General features: G+C 66.8%; 19 protein-coding genes and 1 pseudogene. 10 read left to right on the top strand and 10 right to left on the bottom strand.

Annotated elements, in window-relative coordinates:
• Nucleotides 1-55 precede the first annotated feature (55 nt).
• The 5 genes from MKK63_RS07305 to MKK63_RS07285 all read left to right on the top strand — a co-directional run bounded on the left by MKK63_RS07305 (nucleotide 56) and on the right by MKK63_RS07285 (nucleotide 5031).
• Complete coding sequence (locus tag MKK63_RS07305) at nucleotides 56-1039, top strand: ABC transporter substrate-binding protein (protein ID WP_244000155.1); 984 nt, start codon at nucleotides 56-58, stop codon at nucleotides 1037-1039.
• 31 nt (nucleotides 1040-1070) lie between these two features.
• Nucleotides 1071-2087: an SDR family NAD(P)-dependent oxidoreductase gene (locus MKK63_RS07300; RefSeq protein WP_244000153.1), complete on the top strand. Its 1017-nt coding sequence runs from the start codon at nucleotides 1071-1073 to the stop codon at nucleotides 2085-2087.
• Nucleotides 2088-2282: 195 nt separating this feature from the next.
• A complete protein-coding gene (locus MKK63_RS07295; RefSeq protein ID WP_267421040.1) occupies nucleotides 2283-2702 on the top strand; it encodes a PaaI family thioesterase in 420 nt (139 codons plus the stop codon).
• Nucleotides 2699-3511, top strand: coding sequence for a VOC family protein (locus MKK63_RS07290; RefSeq protein ID WP_244000148.1), 813 nt, complete (start codon nucleotides 2699-2701; stop codon nucleotides 3509-3511). The genes MKK63_RS07295 and MKK63_RS07290 overlap by 4 nt, the downstream gene beginning before the upstream one ends.
• Complete coding sequence (locus tag MKK63_RS07285; protein WP_244000146.1) at nucleotides 3508-5031, top strand: class I adenylate-forming enzyme family protein; 1524 nt, start codon at nucleotides 3508-3510, stop codon at nucleotides 5029-5031. The genes MKK63_RS07290 and MKK63_RS07285 overlap by 4 nt, the downstream gene beginning before the upstream one ends.
• 91 nt (nucleotides 5032-5122) lie before the next feature.
• Here MKK63_RS07285 and MKK63_RS07280 read toward each other — a convergent pair whose 3' ends face one another.
• The 4 genes from MKK63_RS07280 to MKK63_RS07265 all read right to left on the bottom strand — a co-directional run bounded on the left by MKK63_RS07280 (nucleotide 5123) and on the right by MKK63_RS07265 (nucleotide 8206).
• Nucleotides 5123-5905 carry an ABC transporter ATP-binding protein gene (locus MKK63_RS07280; protein ID WP_244000145.1) on the bottom strand — a complete coding sequence of 261 codons (783 nt, stop codon included), beginning with the start codon at nucleotides 5903-5905 and terminating at the stop codon, nucleotides 5123-5125.
• A 75-nt stretch (nucleotides 5906-5980) separates the two neighbouring features.
• Nucleotides 5981-6772, bottom strand: coding sequence for an ABC transporter permease (locus MKK63_RS07275; RefSeq protein ID WP_244000143.1), 792 nt, complete (start codon nucleotides 6770-6772; stop codon nucleotides 5981-5983).
• Between the two features lie 7 nt (nucleotides 6773-6779).
• Entirely contained in the window at nucleotides 6780-7763 is a 984-nt protein-coding gene (locus MKK63_RS07270) for an aliphatic sulfonate ABC transporter substrate-binding protein (RefSeq protein WP_244000141.1), read from the bottom strand.
• A 71-nt stretch (nucleotides 7764-7834) separates the two neighbouring features.
• Nucleotides 7835-8206: a hypothetical protein gene (locus MKK63_RS07265; protein ID WP_244000139.1), complete on the bottom strand. Its 372-nt coding sequence runs from the start codon at nucleotides 8204-8206 to the stop codon at nucleotides 7835-7837.
• Nucleotides 8207-8714: 508 nt separating this feature from the next.
• Here MKK63_RS07265 and MKK63_RS07260 point away from each other — a divergent pair.
• The 5 genes and pseudogenes from MKK63_RS07260 to MKK63_RS07240 all read left to right on the top strand — a co-directional run.
• Nucleotides 8715-9470, top strand: coding sequence for a MetQ/NlpA family ABC transporter substrate-binding protein (locus MKK63_RS07260; RefSeq protein ID WP_244000138.1), 756 nt, complete (start codon nucleotides 8715-8717; stop codon nucleotides 9468-9470).
• A gap of 82 nt (nucleotides 9471-9552) precedes the next feature.
• A complete protein-coding gene (locus MKK63_RS07255; protein WP_244000136.1) occupies nucleotides 9553-10353 on the top strand; it encodes a MetQ/NlpA family ABC transporter substrate-binding protein in 801 nt (266 codons plus the stop codon).
• Between the two features lie 2 nt (nucleotides 10354-10355).
• Nucleotides 10356-11480 carry a methionine ABC transporter ATP-binding protein gene (locus MKK63_RS07250; RefSeq protein ID WP_409564484.1) on the top strand — a complete coding sequence of 375 codons (1125 nt, stop codon included), beginning with the start codon at nucleotides 10356-10358 and terminating at the stop codon, nucleotides 11478-11480.
• Complete coding sequence (locus tag MKK63_RS07245) at nucleotides 11461-12114, top strand: methionine ABC transporter permease (RefSeq protein ID WP_244000132.1); 654 nt, start codon at nucleotides 11461-11463, stop codon at nucleotides 12112-12114. Before MKK63_RS07250 ends, MKK63_RS07245 begins: the two co-directional genes overlap by 20 nt.
• A 9-nt stretch (nucleotides 12115-12123) precedes the next feature.
• Nucleotides 12124-13479: pseudogene (locus tag MKK63_RS07240) on the top strand (LLM class flavin-dependent oxidoreductase); the annotation flags it as partial.
• 347 nt (nucleotides 13480-13826) lie between these two features.
• Here MKK63_RS07240 and MKK63_RS07235 read toward each other — a convergent pair.
• From MKK63_RS07235 to MKK63_RS07210, 6 genes are all read right to left on the bottom strand, one after another.
• On the bottom strand, nucleotides 13827-14459 hold the full coding sequence (locus MKK63_RS07235; RefSeq protein WP_244000128.1) for a glutathione S-transferase N-terminal domain-containing protein: 633 nt from the start codon (nucleotides 14457-14459) through the stop codon (nucleotides 13827-13829).
• 17 nt (nucleotides 14460-14476) lie between these two features.
• Nucleotides 14477-16000 (bottom strand): cation/acetate symporter ActP, encoded by a 1524-nt coding sequence (gene actP / locus MKK63_RS07230; protein ID WP_244000126.1) that lies wholly within the window; start codon nucleotides 15998-16000, stop codon nucleotides 14477-14479.
• A gap of 15 nt (nucleotides 16001-16015) precedes the next feature.
• On the bottom strand, nucleotides 16016-16282 hold the full coding sequence (locus MKK63_RS07225) for a DUF485 domain-containing protein (RefSeq protein ID WP_244000124.1): 267 nt from the start codon (nucleotides 16280-16282) through the stop codon (nucleotides 16016-16018).
• A 279-nt stretch (nucleotides 16283-16561) separates the two neighbouring features.
• Nucleotides 16562-17470 (bottom strand): amino acid ABC transporter substrate-binding protein, encoded by a 909-nt coding sequence (locus tag MKK63_RS07220; protein WP_409564480.1) that lies wholly within the window; start codon nucleotides 17468-17470, stop codon nucleotides 16562-16564.
• Between the two features lie 212 nt (nucleotides 17471-17682).
• Nucleotides 17683-19260: an ABC transporter substrate-binding protein gene (locus MKK63_RS07215; RefSeq protein ID WP_244000121.1), complete on the bottom strand. Its 1578-nt coding sequence runs from the start codon at nucleotides 19258-19260 to the stop codon at nucleotides 17683-17685.
• A 289-nt stretch (nucleotides 19261-19549) separates the two neighbouring features.
• Nucleotides 19550-22198 carry an MGH1-like glycoside hydrolase domain-containing protein gene (locus MKK63_RS07210; protein ID WP_244000119.1) on the bottom strand — a complete coding sequence of 883 codons (2649 nt, stop codon included), beginning with the start codon at nucleotides 22196-22198 and terminating at the stop codon, nucleotides 19550-19552.
• Nucleotides 22199-22270 lie beyond the last annotated feature (72 nt).

The following is a 22270-nucleotide window of genomic DNA, read 5'->3' as shown; positions in this document are numbered from 1 at the left end:
CCCCGCAGGGACACGCCCGTCGCATGGGCCACCATCGCAGGTTCTGGAGAACACCTTGAAACGGATCCGCGTCCTCGCCGCCGCCGCCGCACTGTGCGCACTCGGCCTGCCCGGCCTCGCGCGCGCCGAGACGGTGCGCATCGGCTACTGGAGCTCCGGCATCAGCCTCGGCTTCGGCGCCGTGCTGGAGGCCGGCAAGTTCATGGAGAAGGAAGGCCTGACGGCCGAGTACATCAAGTTCCCGGACGTAAACGCGCCGACCAAAGCCATGGCGGCCGGGGCAATCGATTTCGCGATCGCGGCGAGCGCTGGAACGGCGCTGAGCGTCACCGCCGACGGGCTGCCGATGAGCATCGTTCTGGCGACGCAGGTGGCCGATCTCGACTTCGTCGTCCCGGCGGACTCGCCGATTCGGACGATGGCCGACCTCAAGGGCAAGAAGATCGGCACGTCGCCGGCGGGCAGCGGCACCGCCGCCATCGCGGCGGCGATTCTGGAGACCAATCACGGCCTCAAGCTCACGGATTATCAGGCCGTACCCGGCAACGATTCCCGGCTGGCGCAATTTCTCGTCCAGAAGGACATCGACGCGGCGGCCCTGCGCACCGTGACGCTGGCGCTCCTGCCGGACATGAAGCTGCGCCGGCTCGGCAGCTTTCGCGCGGAGTGGAAGCAGCTCACCCGGCAGGACGCGCCGCCGGTCCTCGGTGTCGGCTTGATGCGCAACGCCTGGATGGCGCAGAACCCGGACGCGCCCGCTAAGGTGGTGGCAGCGATGCGCAAGGCCTACGCCTTCGGCAAGGCCGACAAGGCGGCCGTGGCTGGGATCCTGAAGGCTGCCGCGAACCTGAGCGATGTCGACGCCGCGGCCTACGCGGGCCTCTGGGACGGCATCTACACGGTCAGCCTGGAGCCCGCCGACATCGCCTCGCTGAAGCGGGAGTTCGACGTGTTCAAGGCGGTCGGCGTCGTCCAGGGCAGCCTGCCCGACGCGGCCCTGGCTCCCGGACCCTACGAGCGGTCGAAGACGATCCCGTAGCCTTCCCGACCTACAGAAGAGGGTTTTCACGATGGCTGAAACCATGAAGGCGCTCGTGCTGGAGGCGCACGGTGATATCGACACGCTGAAGGTGGTGAACGACTATCCGAAGCCGTCCCCCGGCGCGGGCGAAGTCGTGATCCGGGTCGGCGCGTCCTCGTTCAACTACCATGACGTGTTCACCGTGAAGGGCATGCCTGGCATCAAGGTGCCGATGCCGGTGGTGATCGGCCTCGACATGGCCGGACAGATCGTCGAGCTCGGCGACGGCGTCGCGGAGTGGCGCGTCGGCGACCGAGTGCTGGTCAACCCGCTCAACAAGGCCAAGGGCCTGATGGGCGAGATGCTCGACGGCGGCATGGCCGAATATTGCCGGGTCTCGACGAGCCAGCTGATCGCGATGCCACCGGACGTGAGCTACGCAGATGCCGCCTCGCTGCCGGTGGCCTACGGCACGGCCCACCGCATGCTGATCACCCACAACACGGTGAAGGCCGGCGACACGGTCCTGATCCTCGGCGCGAGCGGCGGCGTCGGGACGGGCTGCGTGATGCTGGCCAAGCAGCTCGGCGCCGAGGTGATCGCGTGCGCAGGCAGCGAAGAGAAGATGGCGGCGCTTAAGGCACTAGGCGCCGACCACGTCGTCAATTACCGCGAAACCGACTTCTCCAAGTGGGCGATCCAGCAGTACGGCAAGCCCCAGCGCCGGACCTACGAGGGCGGCGTCGACGTGGTGATCAACTTCACCGGCGGCGACACCTGGGTGCCCTCGCTCAAGTGTCTGAAGCGCGGTGGCACGCTGCTCGTCTGCGGAGCGACCGCAGGGCACGATCCGAAGGAGGATCTCCGCTATATCTGGAGCTTCGAGCTCAAGGTGATCGGCTCCAACAGCTTCTACGACGACGACCTGTCGGCTCTGATGGAGATGATCCAAGCCGGCACGCTGAAGCCGACCATCGACAAGCTCCTGCCCCTCGAAGAGGCAGCCGAGGGCCTGCGGATGATCCGCGACCGCGAGGTCATGGGCAAGATCGTCGTCACCCCCTGACGCCAGCCCGAGGTCGCGCCTTCGGCTGCGTTACCGCCGCCTTGCACCGAGGGGCTTTCCCCCTGCCCCTTGCGGGGAGGGGTCAGGGGTGGGGGTGGCGCAGAAGGCACCGCAGCGCCCCATCCTGAGCCACCCCCACCTCCAACTCCTCCCCACAAGGGGGAGGAGAGTCCTGCCCGAGGAGATCCCGAAGCCATGTCCGACACCCCCCTCAGCAAGGAGCAGGTCGAGGCGCTGCTGCTGCGCGGCCCATTCCACCAGTGGCTCGGCCTCTCGGTGGTCGCCGTCGGCGAGGGCACGATCGAGCTGAAAGCAACGTGGCGGCCGGAATGGGTCGTCAACGCCGAGCGCGGCTACGTCCACGGCGGCATCCTGGCAACGCTCGTCGATCTCACCGCCGACTGGGCGCTGGTCTCCAAGACCGGGCGGGGCGTTCCCACTGTCGACCTGCGCGTCGACTACCATCGCGCGGCGATGCAGGGCGATCTCACCTGCCGCGGCACGGTGGTGAAGTTCGGCAACCAGCTCTCGGTGGCCGAGGCGCAGATTCTCGACGATTCAGGCCGCCTGCTCGCGAGCGGCCGCGGCGTCTACATGACGGCGCCGGCCAAATGACCGGGGGCCACCCCGCCGCCCCGGCGGACGGGGCCCTCGACCACGTGGTGATCAACGTGTTGCGGCGGATGGACGAGGCGGCGGACCTGTTCGCCGCCCTCGGATTCCGGCTAACGCCCCGCGGCCACCACTCGCTTGGCTCGATCAACCACCTTATGATGACGCCGGGCCCCTACCTGGAACTCGTCGGCGTGCCCGAGAACGGCGCGCAGCGACAGGACGTTCTGGACAGCCCCTTCGGCCTGAACGGCCTCGTGGTGGCAAGCCGGGACGCCGACGCGACCCAAGCCCGCCTCGCCGCTGTAGGACTCGCGGCCGGCCAGCCCGTCGCTTTTACGCGTCCGGTGATTGTCGATGGACGCGAGGAAGCGGCCCGGTTCCGTACGGTGCGGGTCCCGGCACACTTATTTCTGGCGGGTCGTCTCTACCATTGCGAGCACCTGACCCCGGATCTCGTCTGGCGCACAGAATGGCTCGACCATCCGAACGGCTTTTCGGGGATCGACACGCTGACGATCGAGAGCCCCGCACCCGAGGCCGACGCCCCTCTCTACGCGGCCGCGAGCGGCGCGCCGGCCGAGGCGGCGGGTGGCGTCTGGACCCTCCGGCTCGGAGAGACGCGGATCGCGATTGTGCCGGGACTGGCGGCCCGCTTCGCCGCCCTGGCGTTGCGCTTCCGCGGCCTCGACGCCCTTGAGGCCCGCGCGGCTGCCCTTCCGGCGGCGACGTGGGTCCGGCACGGGCCGGACACGGCCGAGCTGACGCTGCCGGCCTTCGGCCTCCGTCTCCCGTGCAGGGCAGCCCCATGATGCGCCCGGCCACCGATGTGACCAATCTCGGCGACCTCGTCGATCGGTCCGGACCGCCGGACAAGCCGCTGATCATCGGCGTCGCCCCCGATGGCGAGCCCGAGGTGATGACTCGCGCCGACCTCGACGCCCGAGCCGACGCCTTCGCGCGAGGCCTCGCGCGTGGCGGGATCGCCCGCGGGACGCGGATCGCGATCCTCGCGGCCAACCGGCCCGACACCATCGCGGCGCTTCTCGGCGCGATGCGGGCCGGCGTGGTTCCGATCCCGGTCAATCACAAGTTTCCGCCGGCCACGATCGCCGCCGTGCTTGACGATTGCGGCGCACAGCTCGTGCTCTGCGACGGCCCGCGTCGGGCGATGCTGGCGGAGCTCGATCTCGACGTTCGGGTCGCCGTGTTCGACGATGGGGGGCGGGACGGCTTTGCGGCCTGGCTCGATCCCGGCCCCTTCGTGCCGATCGTGCCCGAGCCCGACGAAGCAGCCCTGTTCCTCTATACGTCCGGCTCCACGGGGCGACCGAAGGGCGTGCGGCTGAGCCATGCCAGCCATCTCTGGGTGGCCCGGACGCGCGCCGCGGAGACGGACCTGCGCGACGACCGGTTGCTCGTGGCGGCACCGCTCTACCACATGAACGCTCTGGCCCTGGCGCTCCTCGTCTGTGCGGCCGGCGCCACGATGGTGCTGCTGCCGCAATTCGAGGCCCGGGCCTACATCGCGGCGATCGACCGACACAGCTGCACGTGGCTCACCGCCGTGCCGCCGATGATCGCCATGATGCTGCGGGAGCCTGATCTCCTCGCGGAGGCCGACCTCACCGGCGTGCACACGGTGCGAATGGGATCGGCGCCGGTCAACGACGCCCTGGCCCGGCAGATCCGCACCCTTCTGCCGAACGCCCGCATCCTCAATGCCTACGGCACCACCGAGGGCGGCCCGGTCGTGTTCGGCAACCATCCGGACGGCCTGCCGACGCCAGTCGCGTCAGTCGGCGCGCCGCATCCCCAGGTCGTATTGCGCCTTGTCGGGCCCAATGGACCGGAGATCGGCATCCTGCAGGTGCGCAGCCCCGCGATCATGCTCGGTTACCACAACCGGCCGGACGTGCCGGTGCCGATCACGGCGGACGGCTTCTACGACACCGGCGACGTTTTTCGCCGCGACGCGGACGGATTCTACTATTTCGTCGGCCGGACCGACGACATGTTCGTCTCCGGCGGCGAGAACATTTTTCCCGGCGAGGTCGAGATCGTGTTGGAGCGCCACCCCGCGGTGCTCCAGGCCTGCGTGGTGCCCGTGGACGACGCCATCAAGGGCACCAAGCCCGTCGCCTTCGTCGTCCGCCGGCCCGGGGCCCTTGTCGACGAGGCCGCCCTCAAGGCACACGCGCTTGCCCACGCGCCGGCCTATCAGCATCCTCGCCGGGTCTGGTTCGTCGACGCGCTGCCGCTGGCCTCGACCAACAAGATCGACCGCACGGCCCTACGCCTGCGCGCCGAGGAGACGATCAGAACCGCGTGACGGGACGGATCGGATGGCCGATCGCCGCGATCCCGTCCCGATTGCTCGACCTGCGATCGCCGTCCGACCCTCGGCATGGCAGCGAACGGTTCTACCACCAGCCGGCGCGCATCTCGGGTGCCGGGTCACGGCGGGTGGTCGGAGGATGCAATGAGCGATCGAGGGCGGCCATGACCCGGCGCACCGCCTCCTCGTAGCGCGCCGAGACCGGATCGCGCGGGCGCGGCAGATCGATCGCGACGGTCTCTTCGAGCCGGCCCGGCTTCGGCCGCATCACCACGACCCGGTCGGCCAGCGTCACGGCCTCACCCACGTCATGCGTGACGATCAGGATCGTGGGTTTCGACGCGGCCCAGAGATCGAGCAGCTGCTCATGCAGGCCGCGGCGCGTGAAGGCATCGAGCGCGGAGAAGGGTTCATCGAGCAGCAGCACCCGCGGCCGCGGGACGAACGCCCGGGCGATGGCCACGCGTTGCTGCTGACCGCCGGACAGCTCCCGTGGCCAGCGGCGGCCATGCTCGGCCAGACCGACCCGCTCCAGGGCTTCGGCGACACGTGCCCGGTTCTCCGATCGCCCGAGACCGCCAAGACCGAAGCCGACATTATCGGCGACGGTCAACCAGGGCAGCAGCCGCGGTTCCTGGAAAACGACGCCGACACGGGGATGCGGCTCAAGGATCGTCTCGCCAGCGACCTCCACGGCCCCCGCGCTGGCGCGATCGAGTCCCGCGATCAGCCGAAGCAACGTCGTCTTGCCGCAGCCGGATCCGCCGATGAGCGCAACGATCTCGCCGGGCGCGGCCGACAGGCCGATGTCGGAAAGCGCCTGCGTGCCGTCCGCATAAGTCTTTGAGAGGGCATCGACGATCAGCACAGGCAATCCTGGAACGAGCGAAACATTACAGAGTGCGAGACGAGACCAGAACCCCACCACCTTGGCGTTCGGCCATTACAGGCTTTCCCGCGCCGTATCCTGCCAGCGCGTCAAGGGGCGGGTCAGCACGACGAAGAGCGTATCGGCCAGCTTCCCGGCCAGCGCGAAGGCGATGATCGCGGCGAGGATCTGATCGGGCTTGCCGAGTTGCTGGCCATCGACGAGCAGGTAGCCGAGGCCCTCGGAGGCCCCCATGAGTTCGGCCGCGACCACGAAAAGGAAGCCGAGACCGAGGCCGGTGCGCAGCCCGACCAGGGTCGCCGGCAGCACTGCGGGCAGCAGGATGCGCCGGGCCATGGCGAGGCGCGACAACCGATAGATCCGTCCGACCTCGACGAGCTTGCGATCGACCGATGCGATCGCTCCGGACACGCCGACATAGACGGGAAAGAAGACCCCGACGGCGATCAGCAGGATCTTCGGCGTCTCCAAGATACCGAACCAGAGGATAAAGAGTGGGACCCAGGCGAGCGACGGAACCGCGCGCAGCGCCTGCAGGCTCGGATCGCAGATCCGGCGCACCAGCGGCAACATCGCGACCGCGGTACCCATCAGAATCCCGGCGGCGGCGCCCCCGAGGAAACCGAGGCCGACGCGGATCAGCGTCGCTTCGACGTGGGACAGGAGATCGCCCGACGCGGCGAGTTCGAAAAGCGTGGCGCCGATCCGGCTCGGCGGCGGCAAGAGGCGCCCGGATGCCGCACCGGTATCGACCGCGATCTCCCATCCGACCGCAAGGGCCATCGGAAGCGCGAGCGCGAGACCGACCCCGAGGCCGACGCGGCCACCCTGTCGCAACACTGGCATCCCCGCCTCAACGGCCGGCGACAGGATTATTGAAGCGCGTATCGAGCAGAGCATCGACCGCGGCGGCGACATCCGTGCCGGCCGGGATCACCCCGGCCTGCTGAAGGGCAATGCCAGCCGCTTTGATCGCTTCCGCTTGCGCAGGTCCGATCGTCGGCTGCGACAGGTCGGTGCGCTCCAGTTGGCGGGCGATCACCGGTTCGGGCAGCTTGGTGGCGGCGACCAGGGACGCGCTGAGCGCCTGCGGGTTGGCCAGCGCGTAGGCCCGGGCGCGCTCGTAGGCCGCTATGACCGCCTGAACGAGATCGGGATGGGCCTGCGCGAACGCCTCGCGGACATCGAGCAGGCCCCAGGTGTTGGCCGCTGCGTCGCGGTAAAACAGCACGTCGCCGTTCTCGATCTCGGCCGCGGCCATCATCGGGTCGAGCCCCGCCCAGGCGTCGACGTCCCCGCGGTCGAGGGCGGTACGCCCATCCGCATGCTGGAGTAGGACGAGCTTGGCGTCCTTCTCGGTCAGGCCTGCACCCTGGAGCGCGCGGATCAGGAAGATGTGCGGATCGGTACCCCGGGTTACCGCGACGCGTTTCCCCTTCAGGTCGGCGGGCTTGGCGATGCCGGCGTCCTTGCGGGTGACAAGGGCCGTCCATTCCGGGCGCGAGAAGGCGTAGACCGCGCGGATTGGATTGCCGTTGATCCGCGCCACGAGGGCGGCGGCGCCCGCCGCCGAGCCGACATCGATCGCGCCGGCACTCAGGTACTCAAGCGCCTTGTTCGATCCGAGCGATTGGACCCAGCGGACCTTGATACCCTTCGGCGCCAGCGCTTCCTCCAGAAAGCCCTTCTCCTTCAGCAGAAGGCCGACCGGATTGTAGGTCGCCCAATCGAGGCGGATCTCCGTCGGATCCTCGGCGTGGGCCATCTGCCCGAACGATCCCGGCAGGATCGCCAGGGCGAGGCCGGCGGCCAGGACGAGTCTGCGGGTTGCGGACATCAACGATACCTTGAGAAGCGTCGCCCTGCGGAAATGGCGGATCGTGGAGAGCTCAGGAAAGAATCGCGCGGTCAAGTCAAGCAGGGGCCAGTCCTAAAGATCGCGCGCCTCAACCGCGCGATCCAAGTGTTGTCGCGACGCGGATAGGAAATTGCGGCGTGGCGGGCCGCCCGGATCGCAATCGCCGGAGATGCTTTTCCCATCACCCCCGGTCGATCGGCCACGCGCAAGAGACCCAAAGTATTTTCTGGAAAACGATTTAAATCAAAATGATAATTGCGCCAATTCAACGCCATCTCGGCAATTTCAAACGCGTCTTCATCTCGGGATGAAGAATTTTCTTGTTGCCGCCCTCCCAACTGTCGCCGAGCGATCCGTCGACAAATGAGCCCGAAGATTGATTGCGAAAAAATATTTTGCTCCCGCAAAGGCTCAATTTGCATCGTCCTTCTGCATGAACCAAAATATATGGAAGACCTTTTCGTTGGATCATCCGGACCCCGATGGGGGGGGCGCGGCTTTCTCGGGGAGGCTACGAACGGCGTCCCACCGATCAGGCCGCAAATCCCCGCCAAGGCCGTCACCCTTCAACGGTCGGGTGTCGTCGGCAGCCGCGCCCGAGCTGGCGGAAAACCGATCTTCCCGTCGCCAGCTTGGCAGGCGTCGAAGCGGACGGCGACAGACGGCTCCGACCTGCCCGCAGCCCGGAACCGACTCATGTCGAATGGCCGAAATCCATGACGACGGCGAGCGGGGAGAACATCGATAGTCTCGGACCGCAGAACTCCGAAACAATGCTTCTCAAACGGGTCAAAATTCGATAGTCGCTACTCTTGCACGATTTGTTGTGTTTTGGGACATGAAGAAGAACGTTCATCTACAAGATGACTGTGAAAAGTGCGTACCGCGCCTGCAGCGACCCGTCGTGTTTTCCTGTCCGGCGCCCTGGCCATGACCCTCGGACCGACCCGTGCAGCAGCGGGGCCGCTGCGGGTCGTAGCGTCGGCCGTTCCACACGTAGAAATCCTCGACTTTGTCGCGGGCAAGCTCGCCGCCGACCTCCCTCTGAAGATCATTGAGATCTCGGGCGATCTTCGCCCGAACGCCCTGCTGCGGGATGGCGACGCCGACGCCAACTACTTCCAGCACGTGCCCTTCCTCCGCACGGAGCAGGCCGCCATGGGGGTACGCTTCGCCGTCGTCGCGGCGGTGCATATCGAACCGCTCGGGTTGTACAGCCGTCGCGTCAAAGCGCTCGATGCCTTGCCGGCAGGCGGTGTCGTCTCCCTGTCGAACACCGTCTCGAACACCAATCGCGGGCTGTTGCTGTTGCAGGCCAACGGGTTGATCCGGCTGCGCGCGAAGGACGCGGGTGCGCTCGCAACCCTGGATGACATCATCGCGAATCCGAAAAACCTTCGCTTCGTCGAGATCGCGCCGCCGCAATTACCGCGCTCCCTCGATGACGTCGCCCTCGCGGTGATCAACGGCAATTACGCGTTGGAAGCGGGGCTGGAGCCCGCGCGGGATGCGCTCGCGCTCGAACGCGCCGAGGGCAACCCGTATGCGAACGTCCTCGTCACGACCGAGGGCCTGGTGAAGGATGCCCGCGTGCTGCGCCTCGGCACGCTGCTGACCTCGGCCGAGGTCGCAGCGTTCATCCGCACCCGCTACCGCGGCTCGGTCCTGCCTGTCCGCCCGTCCTGACCAGCGCAGCTCCCGCACAGAGCTCGAAACCTCGACAACTTGCCGGGTCTCACCTGAGCCGGCAGACCGGAGTCCACGACCGATGCGCTTTCTGAAGACTGTCGCCCTCGCCTTGTTCTGCCTGGGCACAATAGCGGCACAGGCCGAGACCCTGAGGATCGGAACCGTGCCGGGCGCCTACAGCGATGCGCTCAACGCGGCCGCCCCGGAAGCCAAGGCGCAGGGCATCGAGCTGAAGGTGATCGAGTTCAGCGACTGGACGACGCCGAACGTCGCCCTCGATGCCGGCGATATCGACCTGAACTTCTTCCAGCATCGGCCCTTCATGGAGAACGCCGCGAAGCAGAAGGGCTACCGGTTCGACATCGTCGGGCTCGGCATTCTACAGAATATCGGGCTGTTTTCCCTCAAGCATAAGAGCCTGGATCGGATTCCAGCAGGCGGGAAGGTCGCCATCGCCAACGATCCGGTGAACCAGGGCCGCGCCCTTTTGCTCTCCCAGAAAGCCAACCTGATCAAGCTGAAGGACGGCGTCGGCTTCCTCTGCACCGTCGATGACATCACCGAGAACCCGAAGAAGTTGAGATTCACCGAGGTCGAAGGACCGCAGCTGGTGCGGATCACCGGTGATGTCGATCTCGCGCAGGGCTATCCGCATTTCATCGTCGCCGCCGGCACCTTCGATCCGACGAGCGGGCTGATCTATTCCGGCATCGAGGACAAGCTGTTTGCGGTGAGCTTCGTCACCAAGGCATCGCGCAAGGACGATCCGACCATCAAGAAATTCGTGGCGCTTTTCGAGAACTCCAAAGCCGTGAAAAATCAGATCCACACCTCCTTCGCCGGCAGCGACAAGCTGTATCTGCTCGCGTGGCAGAACTGACCATGGCGGTTCTGGCCCTGGACAGTCTCGGGACGGCACGCGCGGCCACACCGCGGGTGGCGGCTCCCGATGCGATCCCGCTCACCCGGGTGGATGCGGGTGCGCGCGGCACCGTGCGATTCGAGAATGTTTCGAAGACGTTCCGCTCCGCGTCCGGCGAGGTCTTCGCGCTCGACGACGTCAGCCTCGACGTTTCGTCCGGCGCGATCTTCGGCATCATCGGCCGCTCCGGCGCCGGGAAATCGACCCTGCTGCGCACGGTCAACCGGCTGGAGCAGCCGACGTCGGGCCGTGTGCTGGTCGATGGCGAACCGATTGCCGCTTTGGGCATCGACGGGCTCGTGGACCTGCGGCGCCGCATCGGTATGATCTTCCAGCACTTCAACCTGCTGTCGGCCAAGACCGTCCGCCAGAACGTGGCCCTGCCGCTCACGGTGGCGGGGGTCGGCAAGGCGGAAATCGCCCGCCGGGTGGAGGAGGTGCTGCGCCTCGTCAGCCTGGCGGGCAAGGCGGAGACCTATCCGTCCCGCCTGTCGGGTGGGCAGAAGCAGCGCATCGGCATCGCCCGCGCCCTGGTGAGCGACCCCGAGATCCTGCTCTGCGACGAGGCGACCTCGGCCCTGGACCCCGAAACCACCTTGTCGATCCTGAGCCTGCTGCGCGATATCAACTGGCGGCTCGGTCTAACCATCATCCTCATCACCCACGAGATGAGCGTGATACGCGAGATCTGCACCGACGTCGTGGTGCTGGAGGCGGGCCGGATCGCCGAGTCCGGGCCGGTCTGGCGGGTCTTCGGCATGCCGGAGCACCCGGCGACGCGGGCGCTGCTCGCCCCCCTGACCCGCGACCTGCCGGAGGATCTGGCGGGGCGGCTCACGCCCTACCCGACACCCGGCAGGAAGGCCGTGTTGCGGATCACCTATTCCGGGCGGACGCCGCCCGACCTGTCGGCCCTCGTCGCGGCCGCGGGCGGACCGGTGCAATTGCTGCAGGCCGGCATCGAGCGGATCCAGGGGCATGCGATCGGCCATCTGCTGATCGCCGCCGGCCCGGAGGCAGAGGCCCGCCTCCGGGCCATCGGGGAAACCGTCGCAGGGATCGGCTATGTCGCCGCAGATGATTGACCGCCTTTGGCAGGCGGCGTTCGACACGCTGTTCATGGTCGGAGTCTCCGCCGGGATCGCCGTGCTCGCCGGCATTCCCCTCGCGCTGTTCCTCGTCACCTCCGAGCCCGGCGGGATCTTTTCGGTGCCGCGGGCGAACCGCCTTGTCGGCATGGTGGTGAACGGTTTCCGCGCCGTGCCCTTCATCGTGCTGCTCGTGGCGCTGATCCCATTCACCCGGTTCGTTGTCGGCACCACCATCGGGGTCTGGGCCGCGATCGTCCCGCTCGCCGTGAGCGCGACGCCGTTCTTCGCGCGGATCGCCGAAGTCTCGCTGCGGGAGGTTGATCCCGGGCTGATCGAGGCGGCGCAATCCATCGGCTGCCGTCGTCGCCACATCCTGCTCCACGTGCTTCTGCCCGAGGCCCTGCCGGGGATCGTCGGCGGCTTCACCATTACGGTCGTGTCGATGATCGGCGCCTCGGCGGTGGCCGGCGCGGTCGGTGCGGGCGGACTCGGCGACGTCGCCATCCGCTACGGCTACCAGCGCTTCGACACGACAGTGATGTCCGTGGTGATCGCGATGCTGATCGTCCTCGTGTGTCTTGTGCAGGTCGGTGGCGACAGCGTGGTGCGCAGGCTCCGGACGCGATGACGCCCCCTCCGCAAGGAGCTCCGTCTCCACGCGTTCAACATGAACTGCGTCGGCCACATCAATTACGGCCTGTGGACCCACCCGCGCGACCAATCCAGCGCCTACAACACGCTGCGCTACTGGACCGATCAAGCAAAGCTTCTTGAGCGCGGCCTGTTCGACGGGATGTTCATCGCCGATATCCTTGGCGTGCACGACATCTACGGCGGCGGCATCGACGTGACCGCGCGGGAGGCCGTGCAATTGCCGGTGAACGACCCGACGCTGATCGTCCCGGCCATGGCGGCGGTGACGGAGCATCTGGGCTTCGGCGTCACCGTCAACGTCTTCGCGGAGGCGCCCTACACCTTCGCCCGGCGGTTCTCGACGCTCGACCACCTCACCGGCGGCCGGGTCGGCTGGAACATCGTCACGGGCTATCTCGAAAGCGCCCATCGCGGCCGGGGCGAAGCGCTGCCGGTCCATGATCGCCGCTACGATTACGCCGACGAGTATCTGGAGGTGCTCTACGCGCTCTGGGAAGGAAGCTGGGACGATGACGCGGCGCGCCGGGACCGCGCGGCGCGCGTCTTCAGCGATCCGACGAAGATCCGGCCGGTCTCCCATCGCGGCGAATTCCTGGCGGTCGAGGGCACCCATCTCTGCGAGCCTTCGCCCCAACGGACGCCGGTTCTCTACCAGGCGGGCGCCTCCGGCCTCGGCCGCACCTTCGCGGGTCGACACGCCGAATGCGTGTTCATTTCGGCCCGGGACAAGCCATCCGCCCGCGACGACGTGCGTGCAATCCGCACGGAGGCCGCCGCGGCCGGGCGCGATCCGCAGGACGTGAAGGTGTTCATTGGCATCGCCGTCATCCCCGGCCGCACCCGGGCGGAGGCCGAGGATAAGCGCGCCGAGTACATGCGCCACGCCAGCGCCGAGGCCGGGCTCGCGCATTTCTCGGACTCCACCGGCATCGACTTCGCCCGCTACGGCCTCGACGAGCCGATCCCCTATGCACCCGGCAACGCGATCCAGTCGGCGACGGCGGCGGCTGCCAAACGCGGTCTGACCAAGCGCGATCTCCTGGGGGAACTCGGCCTTGGCGGGCGCTACGCTGTACTGACCGGCGACGCCGTGTCCGTCGCCGATGAGTTGCAATCTTGGGTTGAAGAAGGCGAAGTGGACGGGTTCAACCTCAGCCGGATCGTCGTGCCGGAGAGCTTTTCCGACTTCATCGACCTCGTGATCCCCGAGCTTCAGGATCGCGACCTCTACAAGAGTGCCTACGCGCCCGGATCACTCCGGCGGAAGCTGTTCGGCGAGGGCGACCGCCTCCCCGACCGCCACGCTGCCCATTCTTTCCGGAACATACATCGGCTTTGACACGCGGCGCGGTGACGATCGAATGGATACTATCTTATGTTATCAAATCGAAATCCGACCCTGAGCCGCTGTATCATGCGCGAACGGCTTTTCCGGTTCGGTGGGTGACTGCGCGACCCTGTAGCCCTCGCTCCACGGTATCGATTGCAGCGCACATCTACCGCTCCGCCCTGGAACGCGGGGCGCGCGGAGAGGCCGGCCATGCTGCGGCCGAGGAAAGCGTGCCCTATCGGGACATCGCAAAGGCAATCGGTCGCCAGCTTGGCGCCAGCCAGATCGCCGCCTCCTCGGGAGGGGGAAGCGCCTTTTGGCCCGCTCGCGATAGGGGGCGCGAGCAACGGGCCGGCCTACATCACACGGTCGGTGATGGTCTGAGCATAGGGCACCGAGTTCCGGAACGAGGGCCGCTGCTCTAGGCGATCGCTGAGCGCAACAAGGTTCGGGTAGAGATCCCGCCAGGGCAATTCGGCAAAGCGAACCGACAGATAGCCGACCACTGTGCCGGCCGCGATGTCGCCGAGGCCGAAGCGGTCACCCACCGCCCATTCGCGGTCGCCGACAAGGCGCGCGATCTCGGCCAGGCCGCCCTCGATCTTGCGGCGTTGGCGCGCCAACCAGGGGGCACTCGCGTGCTCGCCGCGCTGGCGCTCGAAGAAGGTGAGCACCAAGGCGTCGCAGATACCGTCGCACAAAACCTCGAGCTTGCGCGCCGCGAGCGAGCCAGCAACATCGTCAGGCAGCATCGGCGTCTCGGGGTGCATGAGGTCGAGGTATTGCAGGATGTAGCTCGATTCGTAGACGCTGCCGCCATTGGGCAGCAGCAGCACAGGTAGCTTCTCCAGCGGATTGTGGAGCGGCAGGCTGGTCGTGGAATCCCACGGCACCTCGGTCAGCAATTCGAACGGCAGTCCCTTCTCGGCGAGGGCGATTCGTACCTTTCGGGCGTAGGGGCTCGGGGTCGCGCTGATCAGCTTGAACATCGTCGAGTCCCTGAAACCTATTCGGCCGGCACGGTTTCGAAACGCGCGCGATCGGTGGCGCCCTGATGGCTGCGGTCGAGGCGCGAGACCAGCCAGCAGGTCACGAAGGCGAGCGGCAAGGTCACAAGGGCCGGCGGATCGAGCGGAAAGAGCGGGGCAGCGTGCCCCAGGACCTTCACCCAGACCGCCGGTCCAAGCACCGTGAGGACCAGCGCGCTCACCAAGCCGGCTGTGCCGCCGGCGACGGCGCCGAGCGTGGTCAGGCCGCGCCAGTACAGCGCCAGGATCAGAACCGGGAAGGTCGACGAGCAGGCGACCGCGAAGGCGAGGCTGACCATGTAGGCGACGTTCTGGCCCTTGAAGGCGATACCCAGGCCGATCGCCACGAGGCCCAGGACCAAGGTTGCGATGCGCGAGACCTGGACCTCCCGGCGCTCGTCGACGCGCCCACGCCGGAACACGCTGGCGTACAGATCGTGGCTGACCGCGCTGGCTCCGGCGAGCGTCAGCCCGGCCACGACGGCCAGGATGGTGGCAAAGGCCACAGCCGAGACGAAGCCCATCATGGCGTCCCCTCCCACGGCGTGGCTGAGATGAATCGCCGCCATGTTGCCGCCGCCCCGCAGCATCCCGGCCGCGTCGACATAGGCGGGATTGCCGGCCGTCAGCGCCACGGCACCGAAGCCGAGCAGGAAGATCAGGGCGAAGAAGGCGTTCATAAAGGTCGCCGCCCAGAACACCGAAAGGCGCGCGGCGCGGGCATCCGGCACGGTGAAGAACCGCATCAGGATGTGCGGCAGACCCGCCGTGCCCAGCATCAGCGCGAGACCCAGGGAGAAGGCCGAGAGCGGATCCTTGGCCGGAAACTGCGGCGCGAGGATCGCCGCGCCTTTCGGATGAACGGTCGCCGCCCGCGCCAAAAGGGCATTGAGGTCGAAGCCGAACCGGGCGAGCAGCAGGCCGGCGATGGTGAAGCCGGCAATCAGAAGAAGCACTGCCTTGACGATCTGAACCCAGGTCGTCGCCACCATGCCGCCGAACATGACGTAGCAGACCATCAGCACGCCGACGACGAACTCGGCGTAGAGATAGTCGAGGCCGAACAGCAGCTGGATCAGCTGACCGGCGCCGACCATCTGGGCGATGAGATAGAACGCCACCACGACGAGGGAGGCGCAGGCCGCGAACACACGAATCGGACGCTCGGCGAGGCGGGTGCAGACCACGTCGGTGAAAGTGAAGCGTCCAAGCCGCCGCAGCTTCTCAGCCAGCAGGAACACCACGATCGGCATGCCGGTGGTGTAGCCCACCGCGTAGATCAGGCCGTCGAAGCCGTTGGCGACGACGAGGCCTGTCAGACCCAGGAAAGCGCCGGCCGACATGAAGTCGCCCGCGATGGCAAGGCCGTTCTGGAAACCAGTGATGCGTCCGCCGGCGGCGTAGAAATCCTGCGCCGAGTGGGTGCGCCGCGCGGCCCACCACGTTATCCAGAGGGTGAGCGCCACGAAGACGAGGAACAGGCCGATCGCCACGAGGTTCATGCCGTGCGTCCCGGGTCAGGAGCGGGCGCGGAAGACCCGCGCCTCGGCACGGTTCGCGACCACGACGTATAGGCCGGTGAGGACGACCCCGAGGCCGATCACGCCAAGCCCCAGGACGAAAGCCGCGTTGACGCTGCCACCCGGGACGAGAGGCGCGGCGCTCCAGGCCGGCGCGAAGGCGCAGAGCCCGATGAAGCCGAAGAACGCAGCGGCGAGCAGGCCCAATAGGAAAAGCCCGAGACCGAGCGGCTCGGTAGCGGAGGCAGGGGGTTCAGGGCTCACAGCAGGTCTCGGTCAATTGATCGCCCCGGGTGATTGCACGGCCCATGCCAGTCCTGATTCCCGAGCTATGCCGTTCCACGTACGCTTGGTCCGGCGGGACGCTCCCGAAACGGCCAGGCTGCCGCCATCGGACCGGCAAGGGCGGGGACAACGCGACCTACCCCGCATTGTCCCGCACCGATGGTCGGCACCGATGACCCCAGGTGATCGGTTGGATGGCCCCCTGACGGTGGCACCAGCGGCTCGCGCGCACGGCAGCGCTTCGTCTTGTCCGGCTCTTCAGTACATCGCTGGGTCCGGACTATCGCTCGGATGCATCATGGTCTTGCTCATGGACGCGTTCATCGGGAAGTTGAGATTGATCCCGCGCGGCGGGATCGGCTTGGTGAACCACTTGTCGTAGAGCACCTTGCCGTCCGGGCTGGCGTACAGCTTGGCGGTGGCGGCGTCCGCAACCTTCTTGAACGCCGGATCGTCCTTGCGCACCATGATCCCATAGGGCTCCGGACGGGAGAGGGCGTCCGACGAGATCCGATAGGCAACCGGCTCCTTCGAGGACGCGATCAACGAGGCGAGCAGGACGTCGTCCATGACGTAGGCCGCGGCGCGGCCGTTCTCCACCATCAACCACGCCTCGCCATGATCCTTGGCCTGCAGAACCGTCATCCCGAGGTTTCTCGCGGTGTTGATTTCGAGGGTCTGTACGATGTTGGTCGAACCTGGGATCGACACGACGGTCTTGCCTTTGAGATCGTCGATCTTGTCGATATGCGCCGATTTCTTCGAGGCGAACCGCGTTGCGGTGAGGAAGTGGGTGTTCGTGAACCAGACTTGCTTCTGTCGATCCGCGTTATTCGTGGTCGAGCCGCACTCGAGGTCGATCGTACCGTTGGCCATCAGCGGGATCCGCGTGGAGGCAGTCACGGGAACCAGCTTGACCGCCAGCTTCGGAATCTTGAGTTCGGTTTTGACCGCGTCCGTAATCGCGTAACAGATGTCCATCGCGAACCCGATCGGCTTCTGATCGCCGTCGAGATAAGAAAACGGTATCGACGCATCCCGATAGCCGATGGCGATCTCGCCATTGTCCTTCACCTTCTTCAGCGTACCGGTAAGTTCTTCGGCCTTGGCGGGGTGAGAACCGAGGAAGAGGATCGTCGACAGGATCAGCCAGGACTTGTGCGACACGACGGTCCTCCAGCCACACAGGGAGCCGCGCTTCCGGGCGGTTCGGGAGCGGACATCGCGTCCGCGCCCATTCGGCACGGCAGCGGGTGCGTAACTGAGGGCAATTTTCGCGCCGGTCTCCACATTAAGCTTCGGACAACAAATCCGGCCGGTGACGTGCCGGCTCAGGCTGGCTCAACGAAGATGCTTGTTCCACCGCGGTGATATGCGAATTAAATCCGCCGGATATTGGTGAACAGCGGCAGGCCAACCTGCATCCCGTCGAGGTCGGCCCGGTAGGCCGTGGGCTGAAGATAGGACCCCAAAGGCAGGAACGGGACGTCCTCGAAAGCCTGGATCTGCATCTGCCGCGCGATGTCGAGCCGCTGGGCTTGGTCTGCCGTGTCGATCCAGGCTTGACGCTGCTGCTCCAGCTGCACATCGGTCGGCCAGCCGTTCCAGCCCTTCAGCCCGGTACCGCGCAGCAGCAGGTGGCCCGCCGGGTTCAGCATGTCATAGCCGCCCCAGAACGAGCCGAACACATTCCAGCCGCCCGCGTCGATCGGCTGCTGGCGCGTGGCGCGCTGCACCACGGTCCCCCAATCGGTGGCGACCTCGTCGACGTTCAGGCCGAGCTGTCGCATCATCGCGACGCCGACGCTGCAGATCGCGTTGATGCGCGGGACGTCCGTCGCCGACAGGAACACGACCCGTTCGCCCTTGTAGCCAGCCGCGGCGATGTCGCGCTTGAGTTGAGCGAGATCGTGCGTCCCGTTCAGGTCCTCCATGCCGGCGTCGTTGGCCATGGGCAGGCCAGCGGGTCCGAACACCCCAACCCGGGTATCCACGGCGGCGTTGTCACCCGCGACAGCCTGCATGAACTCGGCCTGATTGACGGCGCGGAGTACGGCGCGGCGGATCGCCGGGTTGTCGAAGGGTGGATAGAGGAAGTTAAAGCGCAGGACGCCGATCAGGCCCTTATCCTCCACGACCTGCAACTTGATCGCCCTGTTCGTGCGCAGGCTCGGCACGAGATCCATGAGCGGTTGCTCGACCCAATCGACCTCGCCGGCTTGGAGGGCGGCGACCTGCGTGCCCGGGTCCGGGTTGGTCAGCCACTCGACGCGGTCGAAATGGGCGATGCGGGGGCCGGCGCAAAAACTCGGCGGTCCGTCGGTCCGGGGTACATAGCCCTCGAAGCGGCGGTACACATTGCGCGCGCCCGACACGCGCTCGTCGGCGACGAAGCGAAACGGGCCCGAGCCGACCATCTCGGTCAGCCGGGTGGTGGGCGGTGTCGCGGCCAGCCGCTCCGGCATGATGGCCGCCATGAGGTTCGTTGGCTTGGCCAGGGCGTTCGGCAGGAGCGGGAATGCACGCTTGAGGCGGAACTCGACCACCGTGTCAGAGGGCGCCGAGAGTTCGTCGGCGGCCGCCATCAGCGCCTGGCCGAAGGGATCCGTGCTCGCCCATCGCTTGAGGCTGGCGACGACGTCCCGTCCCAGAACCGGGTTGCCATCGTGGAACCTCAACCCGTCGCGTAGGGTCAGGCGCACGCGCCGGCCACCGTCTTCGACGCTCTCGCCCCCGACCATCTGCGGCCGGGGCACACCGGCGGCATCGAGGGCATAAAGGGTGTCGAACACCATCATCACGTGGTTGCGGGTGACGAAGGCGCTAACCAGCGGATCGAGCAGGGCGAGGTCGGCGTAGGGGACGAACTTGAGGGTCGTGGCGATCTGCGCACGCGCGAGGCTCGGCGCGGCGATAAGGGAGGCGGTGACGCCAGCAAGTACATCGCGTCGCCTCATCGAGCGTCTCCAACCGCTTGGGTGGCGTCCATTGTGCAGGTGGCATGCCAGAAGGGGCAACGGCGCGCTTGGCGGTCAATCGTACAACGCTTGCAGCAATAAGCAGCCGTGCGTGCTTCGATACCCGGAGGTACAGCGGCCGGCATAAACACCGGGGGTGAACCGTTTGGACGGGCGTTGGCCCAAACGCGGCGCCCAGCTCGTTTGCAAGGTGGCAGGCCCCATCGCCAACAGACTCAGACGATGGGATGCCCGGTTGATCTTGGCGATCTCCAGATCGACACCGTGCCTATGGATGCACCTTCGCCCGATTGTGCAGAAGGTTGAGGATCAAAGCCGTCCAACCTGTCTGATGAGAGGCGCCGAGTCCCCGACCGGTGTCGCCGTCGAAGAATTCGTGGAACAGGAGAGCCTCCTCAGCCTCTGGGGTGGGCGGGATCGAGACCCTTTTGCCGAGGTACGGCCGGCCGCCAGCCTCGTCCTTGGTGAAGAGGGCGATCAGCCGATCTTGGAGCGCGTCCGCGATCGCGGCGAGCGTACGCATCTCCCCCGAGCCGGTTGGAAATTCCACCAGGAAGTCGTCGCCGTAATAGGTGTAGAAGCGCCGCAAGGCCTCGATGATCAGGTAGTTCATCGGCATCCACACCGGCCCACGCCAGTTGGAGTTGCCGCCGAACATGTTCGATGTGGAGTCCGCCGGATCGTAGCGGACCGAGAAGGAGGCGCCGAACTCGTTCAGGGCATAGGGCTGGTCGCGATGTGCCTTCGACAGTGAGCGAATGCCGAACGGCGAGAGGAACTCCGCCTCGTCGAGCATCCGCCGGAGCAGCGCCTTCATTCGATGACCGCGCAGCAGCGACAGCAGCTTGCGGTCTTTGACCCCGCCTTCGTCCCAGCGCGACACGAGGCGGGCGAGGTGCGGGCGGTTCTCCAGCAGCCAGTTCAGACGTCGGGCGAAATCCGGCAGGCGCTGAAGCACGGAGGGCTCGATCACCTCGACGGCGAAGAGCGGCACCAGACCGACCATGGAGCGGACCCGCAACGGCAGCAGCCCGGCGCCGGGAATATCGACCTCGTCGTAGTAGAATTCGTCGTCCTCGTCCCAGAGCCCGAAACCCTCGCCGCCCATGTCGGTCATGGCTTCTGCGATCAGGAGGAAGTGCTCGAAGAATTTCGAGGCGGTGCTCTCGTACACGTCGTTGTGGAGCGCGAGTTCGAGGGCGATCCGCATCATGTTGAGGGCATACAGCGCCATCCAGGCGGTGCCGTCGGCCTGATGCACCATGCCGAAGCCCGGCGGCGGCCGGGACCGGTCGAACACGCCGACATTGTCGAGGCCGAGGAAGCCGCCCTGGAAGACGTTGCGGCCCCCCGCATCCTTGCGGTTCACCCACCATGTGAAGTTAATCAGCAGCTTGTGAAAGACGCCTTCAAGGAAGGCGAGATCACCGCGCCCGCCGCGGCGGCTGCGGTCGATCTCGAACACCCGGTAGGTCGCCCAGGCATGGACCGGCGGGTTGGTGTCGGAAAACTCCCATTCGTAGGCCGGGAGCTGGCCGTTGGGGTGCATGTACCATTCGCGCGTCAGGAGCAGGAGCTGCTTCTTGGCGAAGTCCGGATCGAGCAATGCCAGCGGCAGGCAGTGGAAGGCGAGATCCCACGCCGCGAACCACGGATATTCCCACTTGTCCGGCATCGAGAGCACGTCGGAGGCCGCGAAGTGCCGCCAATGGGCATTGCGGCCCCCGTCGCGCTCCCGGGGCGGCACCGGCTGCAGCGGATCGCCCTTGAGCCAGACCTGCACGTCGTAGGCGTAGAGCTGTTTCGACCAGATTAGCCCCGCGGCGGCCTGCCGGAAGATCGTGCGAGCATCGGGATCAGCGATCCCATCCTGAAGGTCGGTGTAGAAGGCATCGGCCTCGGCGACGCGCAGGTCGCGCACGCCGCCGTCGAGATCGAGCGGGCGCGTCCGCGTGCCCGCCGAGAGCCGCAGGCGGATTCGCGTCGTTTCCCCCGGTTCCAAGCGGTTCGCGTAGTGGAGGCCGAGCTTGGTGCCGGTATCGTGCCGGATCGCGGAGGCATCACCGTCCACGATCGCCGTGTGGAGACCGTCCTTGAACGGTCCTTCGGCGTCGGGCCGTCCGGCGTGGCGCTGCAAGTTCGTGTCGTTCTCGCAGAACAGCACCTCCGGTTGCCCCTCGAAAGCCAGCCGATAGCGGCCGAGGCGGGGATGCTCGCAGGCGATGCCGCCCTCGGGATGGCGCTCCAGACGCGGGCGCGGGCCATTCTCCCGCCACGACCATGTGTTGCGGAACCAGAGCTGCGGGACGAGGTGGAGATCGGCGGCCTCCAAGCCGCGGTTCGTCGCGGAAACGACGACGTGGATGTCGTCGACATCCGCCTTCGCGTATTCGACAGTTACGTCGAAGAAGCGATTGCCTTCGAAGATCCCCGTGTCATCGATCTCGTATTCCGGGACCTCGCGACTGCGTTGCAGGCCCTCGCGCACGAGATCTTCGTACGGGTAGGCGGCCTGCGGATAGCGGTAGAGGAACTTGAGGTAGGCGTGGCTCGGAACCGCGTCGAGGTAGTGGTAGTGCTCCTTGACGTCCTCGCCGTGGTTGCCCTGCTCGTTGGTCAGGCCGAACAGGCGCTCTTTCAGGATGCGGTCGCGACCGTTCCAAAGGCCGAGGGCGAGACAGAGCAGGCCGCGCTCGTCGCAGATCCCGGCAAGCCCATCCTCGCCCCATCGGTAGGCGCGCGAGCGGGCATCCTCGTGGGTCAGCGAGCGCCAAGCATTGCCGTCACGGCTGTAATCCTCGCGCACGGTGCCCCATTGCCGCTCGCTGAGATACGGCCCCCAGAGCGACCAGGGCCGCTCGCCACGCGCCTGCTCGGTGATCCGACGGCGTTCCGCCCAATCGATCGCGTCGCTCACGCTCGCCCCTTTCGCGGGTCAGCCGCCGGGGCAGGACGATGAACAGGGCTTGGCCGAACAACGATGCGATGC

Origin of the sequence: Methylobacterium sp. J-088 (assembly GCF_022829295.1) — a bacterium.
In the GTDB taxonomy this organism is placed as follows: domain Bacteria; phylum Pseudomonadota; class Alphaproteobacteria; order Rhizobiales; family Beijerinckiaceae; genus Methylobacterium.
The sequence above is the reverse complement of the archived record's forward strand: the minus strand, read 5'-3'. Positions and strand labels throughout refer to the sequence as shown.

Coding starts and splice junctions, on each gene's coding strand:
- MKK63_RS07300 (WP_244000153.1), top strand. CDS start 1,071: ATGGCTGAAACCATGAAGGCGCTCGTGCTGGAGGCGCACGGTGATATC.
- MKK63_RS07295 (WP_267421040.1), top strand. CDS start 2,283: ATGTCCGACACCCCCCTCAGCAAGGAGCAGGTCGAGGCGCTGCTGCTG.
- MKK63_RS07290 (WP_244000148.1), top strand. CDS start 2,699: ATGACCGGGGGCCACCCCGCCGCCCCGGCGGACGGGGCCCTCGACCAC.
- MKK63_RS07285 (WP_244000146.1), top strand. CDS start 3,508: ATGATGCGCCCGGCCACCGATGTGACCAATCTCGGCGACCTCGTCGAT.
- MKK63_RS07275 (WP_244000143.1), bottom strand. CDS start 6,772: ATGCCAGTGTTGCGACAGGGTGGCCGCGTCGGCCTCGGGGTCGGTCTC.
- MKK63_RS07270 (WP_244000141.1), bottom strand. CDS start 7,763: ATGTCCGCAACCCGCAGACTCGTCCTGGCCGCCGGCCTCGCCCTGGCG.
- MKK63_RS07265 (WP_244000139.1), bottom strand. CDS start 8,206: ATGCAAATTGAGCCTTTGCGGGAGCAAAATATTTTTTCGCAATCAATC.
- MKK63_RS07260 (WP_244000138.1), top strand. CDS start 8,715: ATGACCCTCGGACCGACCCGTGCAGCAGCGGGGCCGCTGCGGGTCGTA.
- MKK63_RS07255 (WP_244000136.1), top strand. CDS start 9,553: ATGCGCTTTCTGAAGACTGTCGCCCTCGCCTTGTTCTGCCTGGGCACA.
- MKK63_RS07250 (WP_409564484.1), top strand. CDS start 10,356: ATGGCGGTTCTGGCCCTGGACAGTCTCGGGACGGCACGCGCGGCCACA.
- MKK63_RS07245 (WP_244000132.1), top strand. CDS start 11,461: ATGTCGCCGCAGATGATTGACCGCCTTTGGCAGGCGGCGTTCGACACG.
- MKK63_RS07235 (WP_244000128.1), bottom strand. CDS start 14,459: ATGTTCAAGCTGATCAGCGCGACCCCGAGCCCCTACGCCCGAAAGGTA.
- actP (WP_244000126.1), bottom strand. CDS start 16,000: ATGAACCTCGTGGCGATCGGCCTGTTCCTCGTCTTCGTGGCGCTCACC.
- MKK63_RS07215 (WP_244000121.1), bottom strand. CDS start 19,260: ATGAGGCGACGCGATGTACTTGCTGGCGTCACCGCCTCCCTTATCGCC.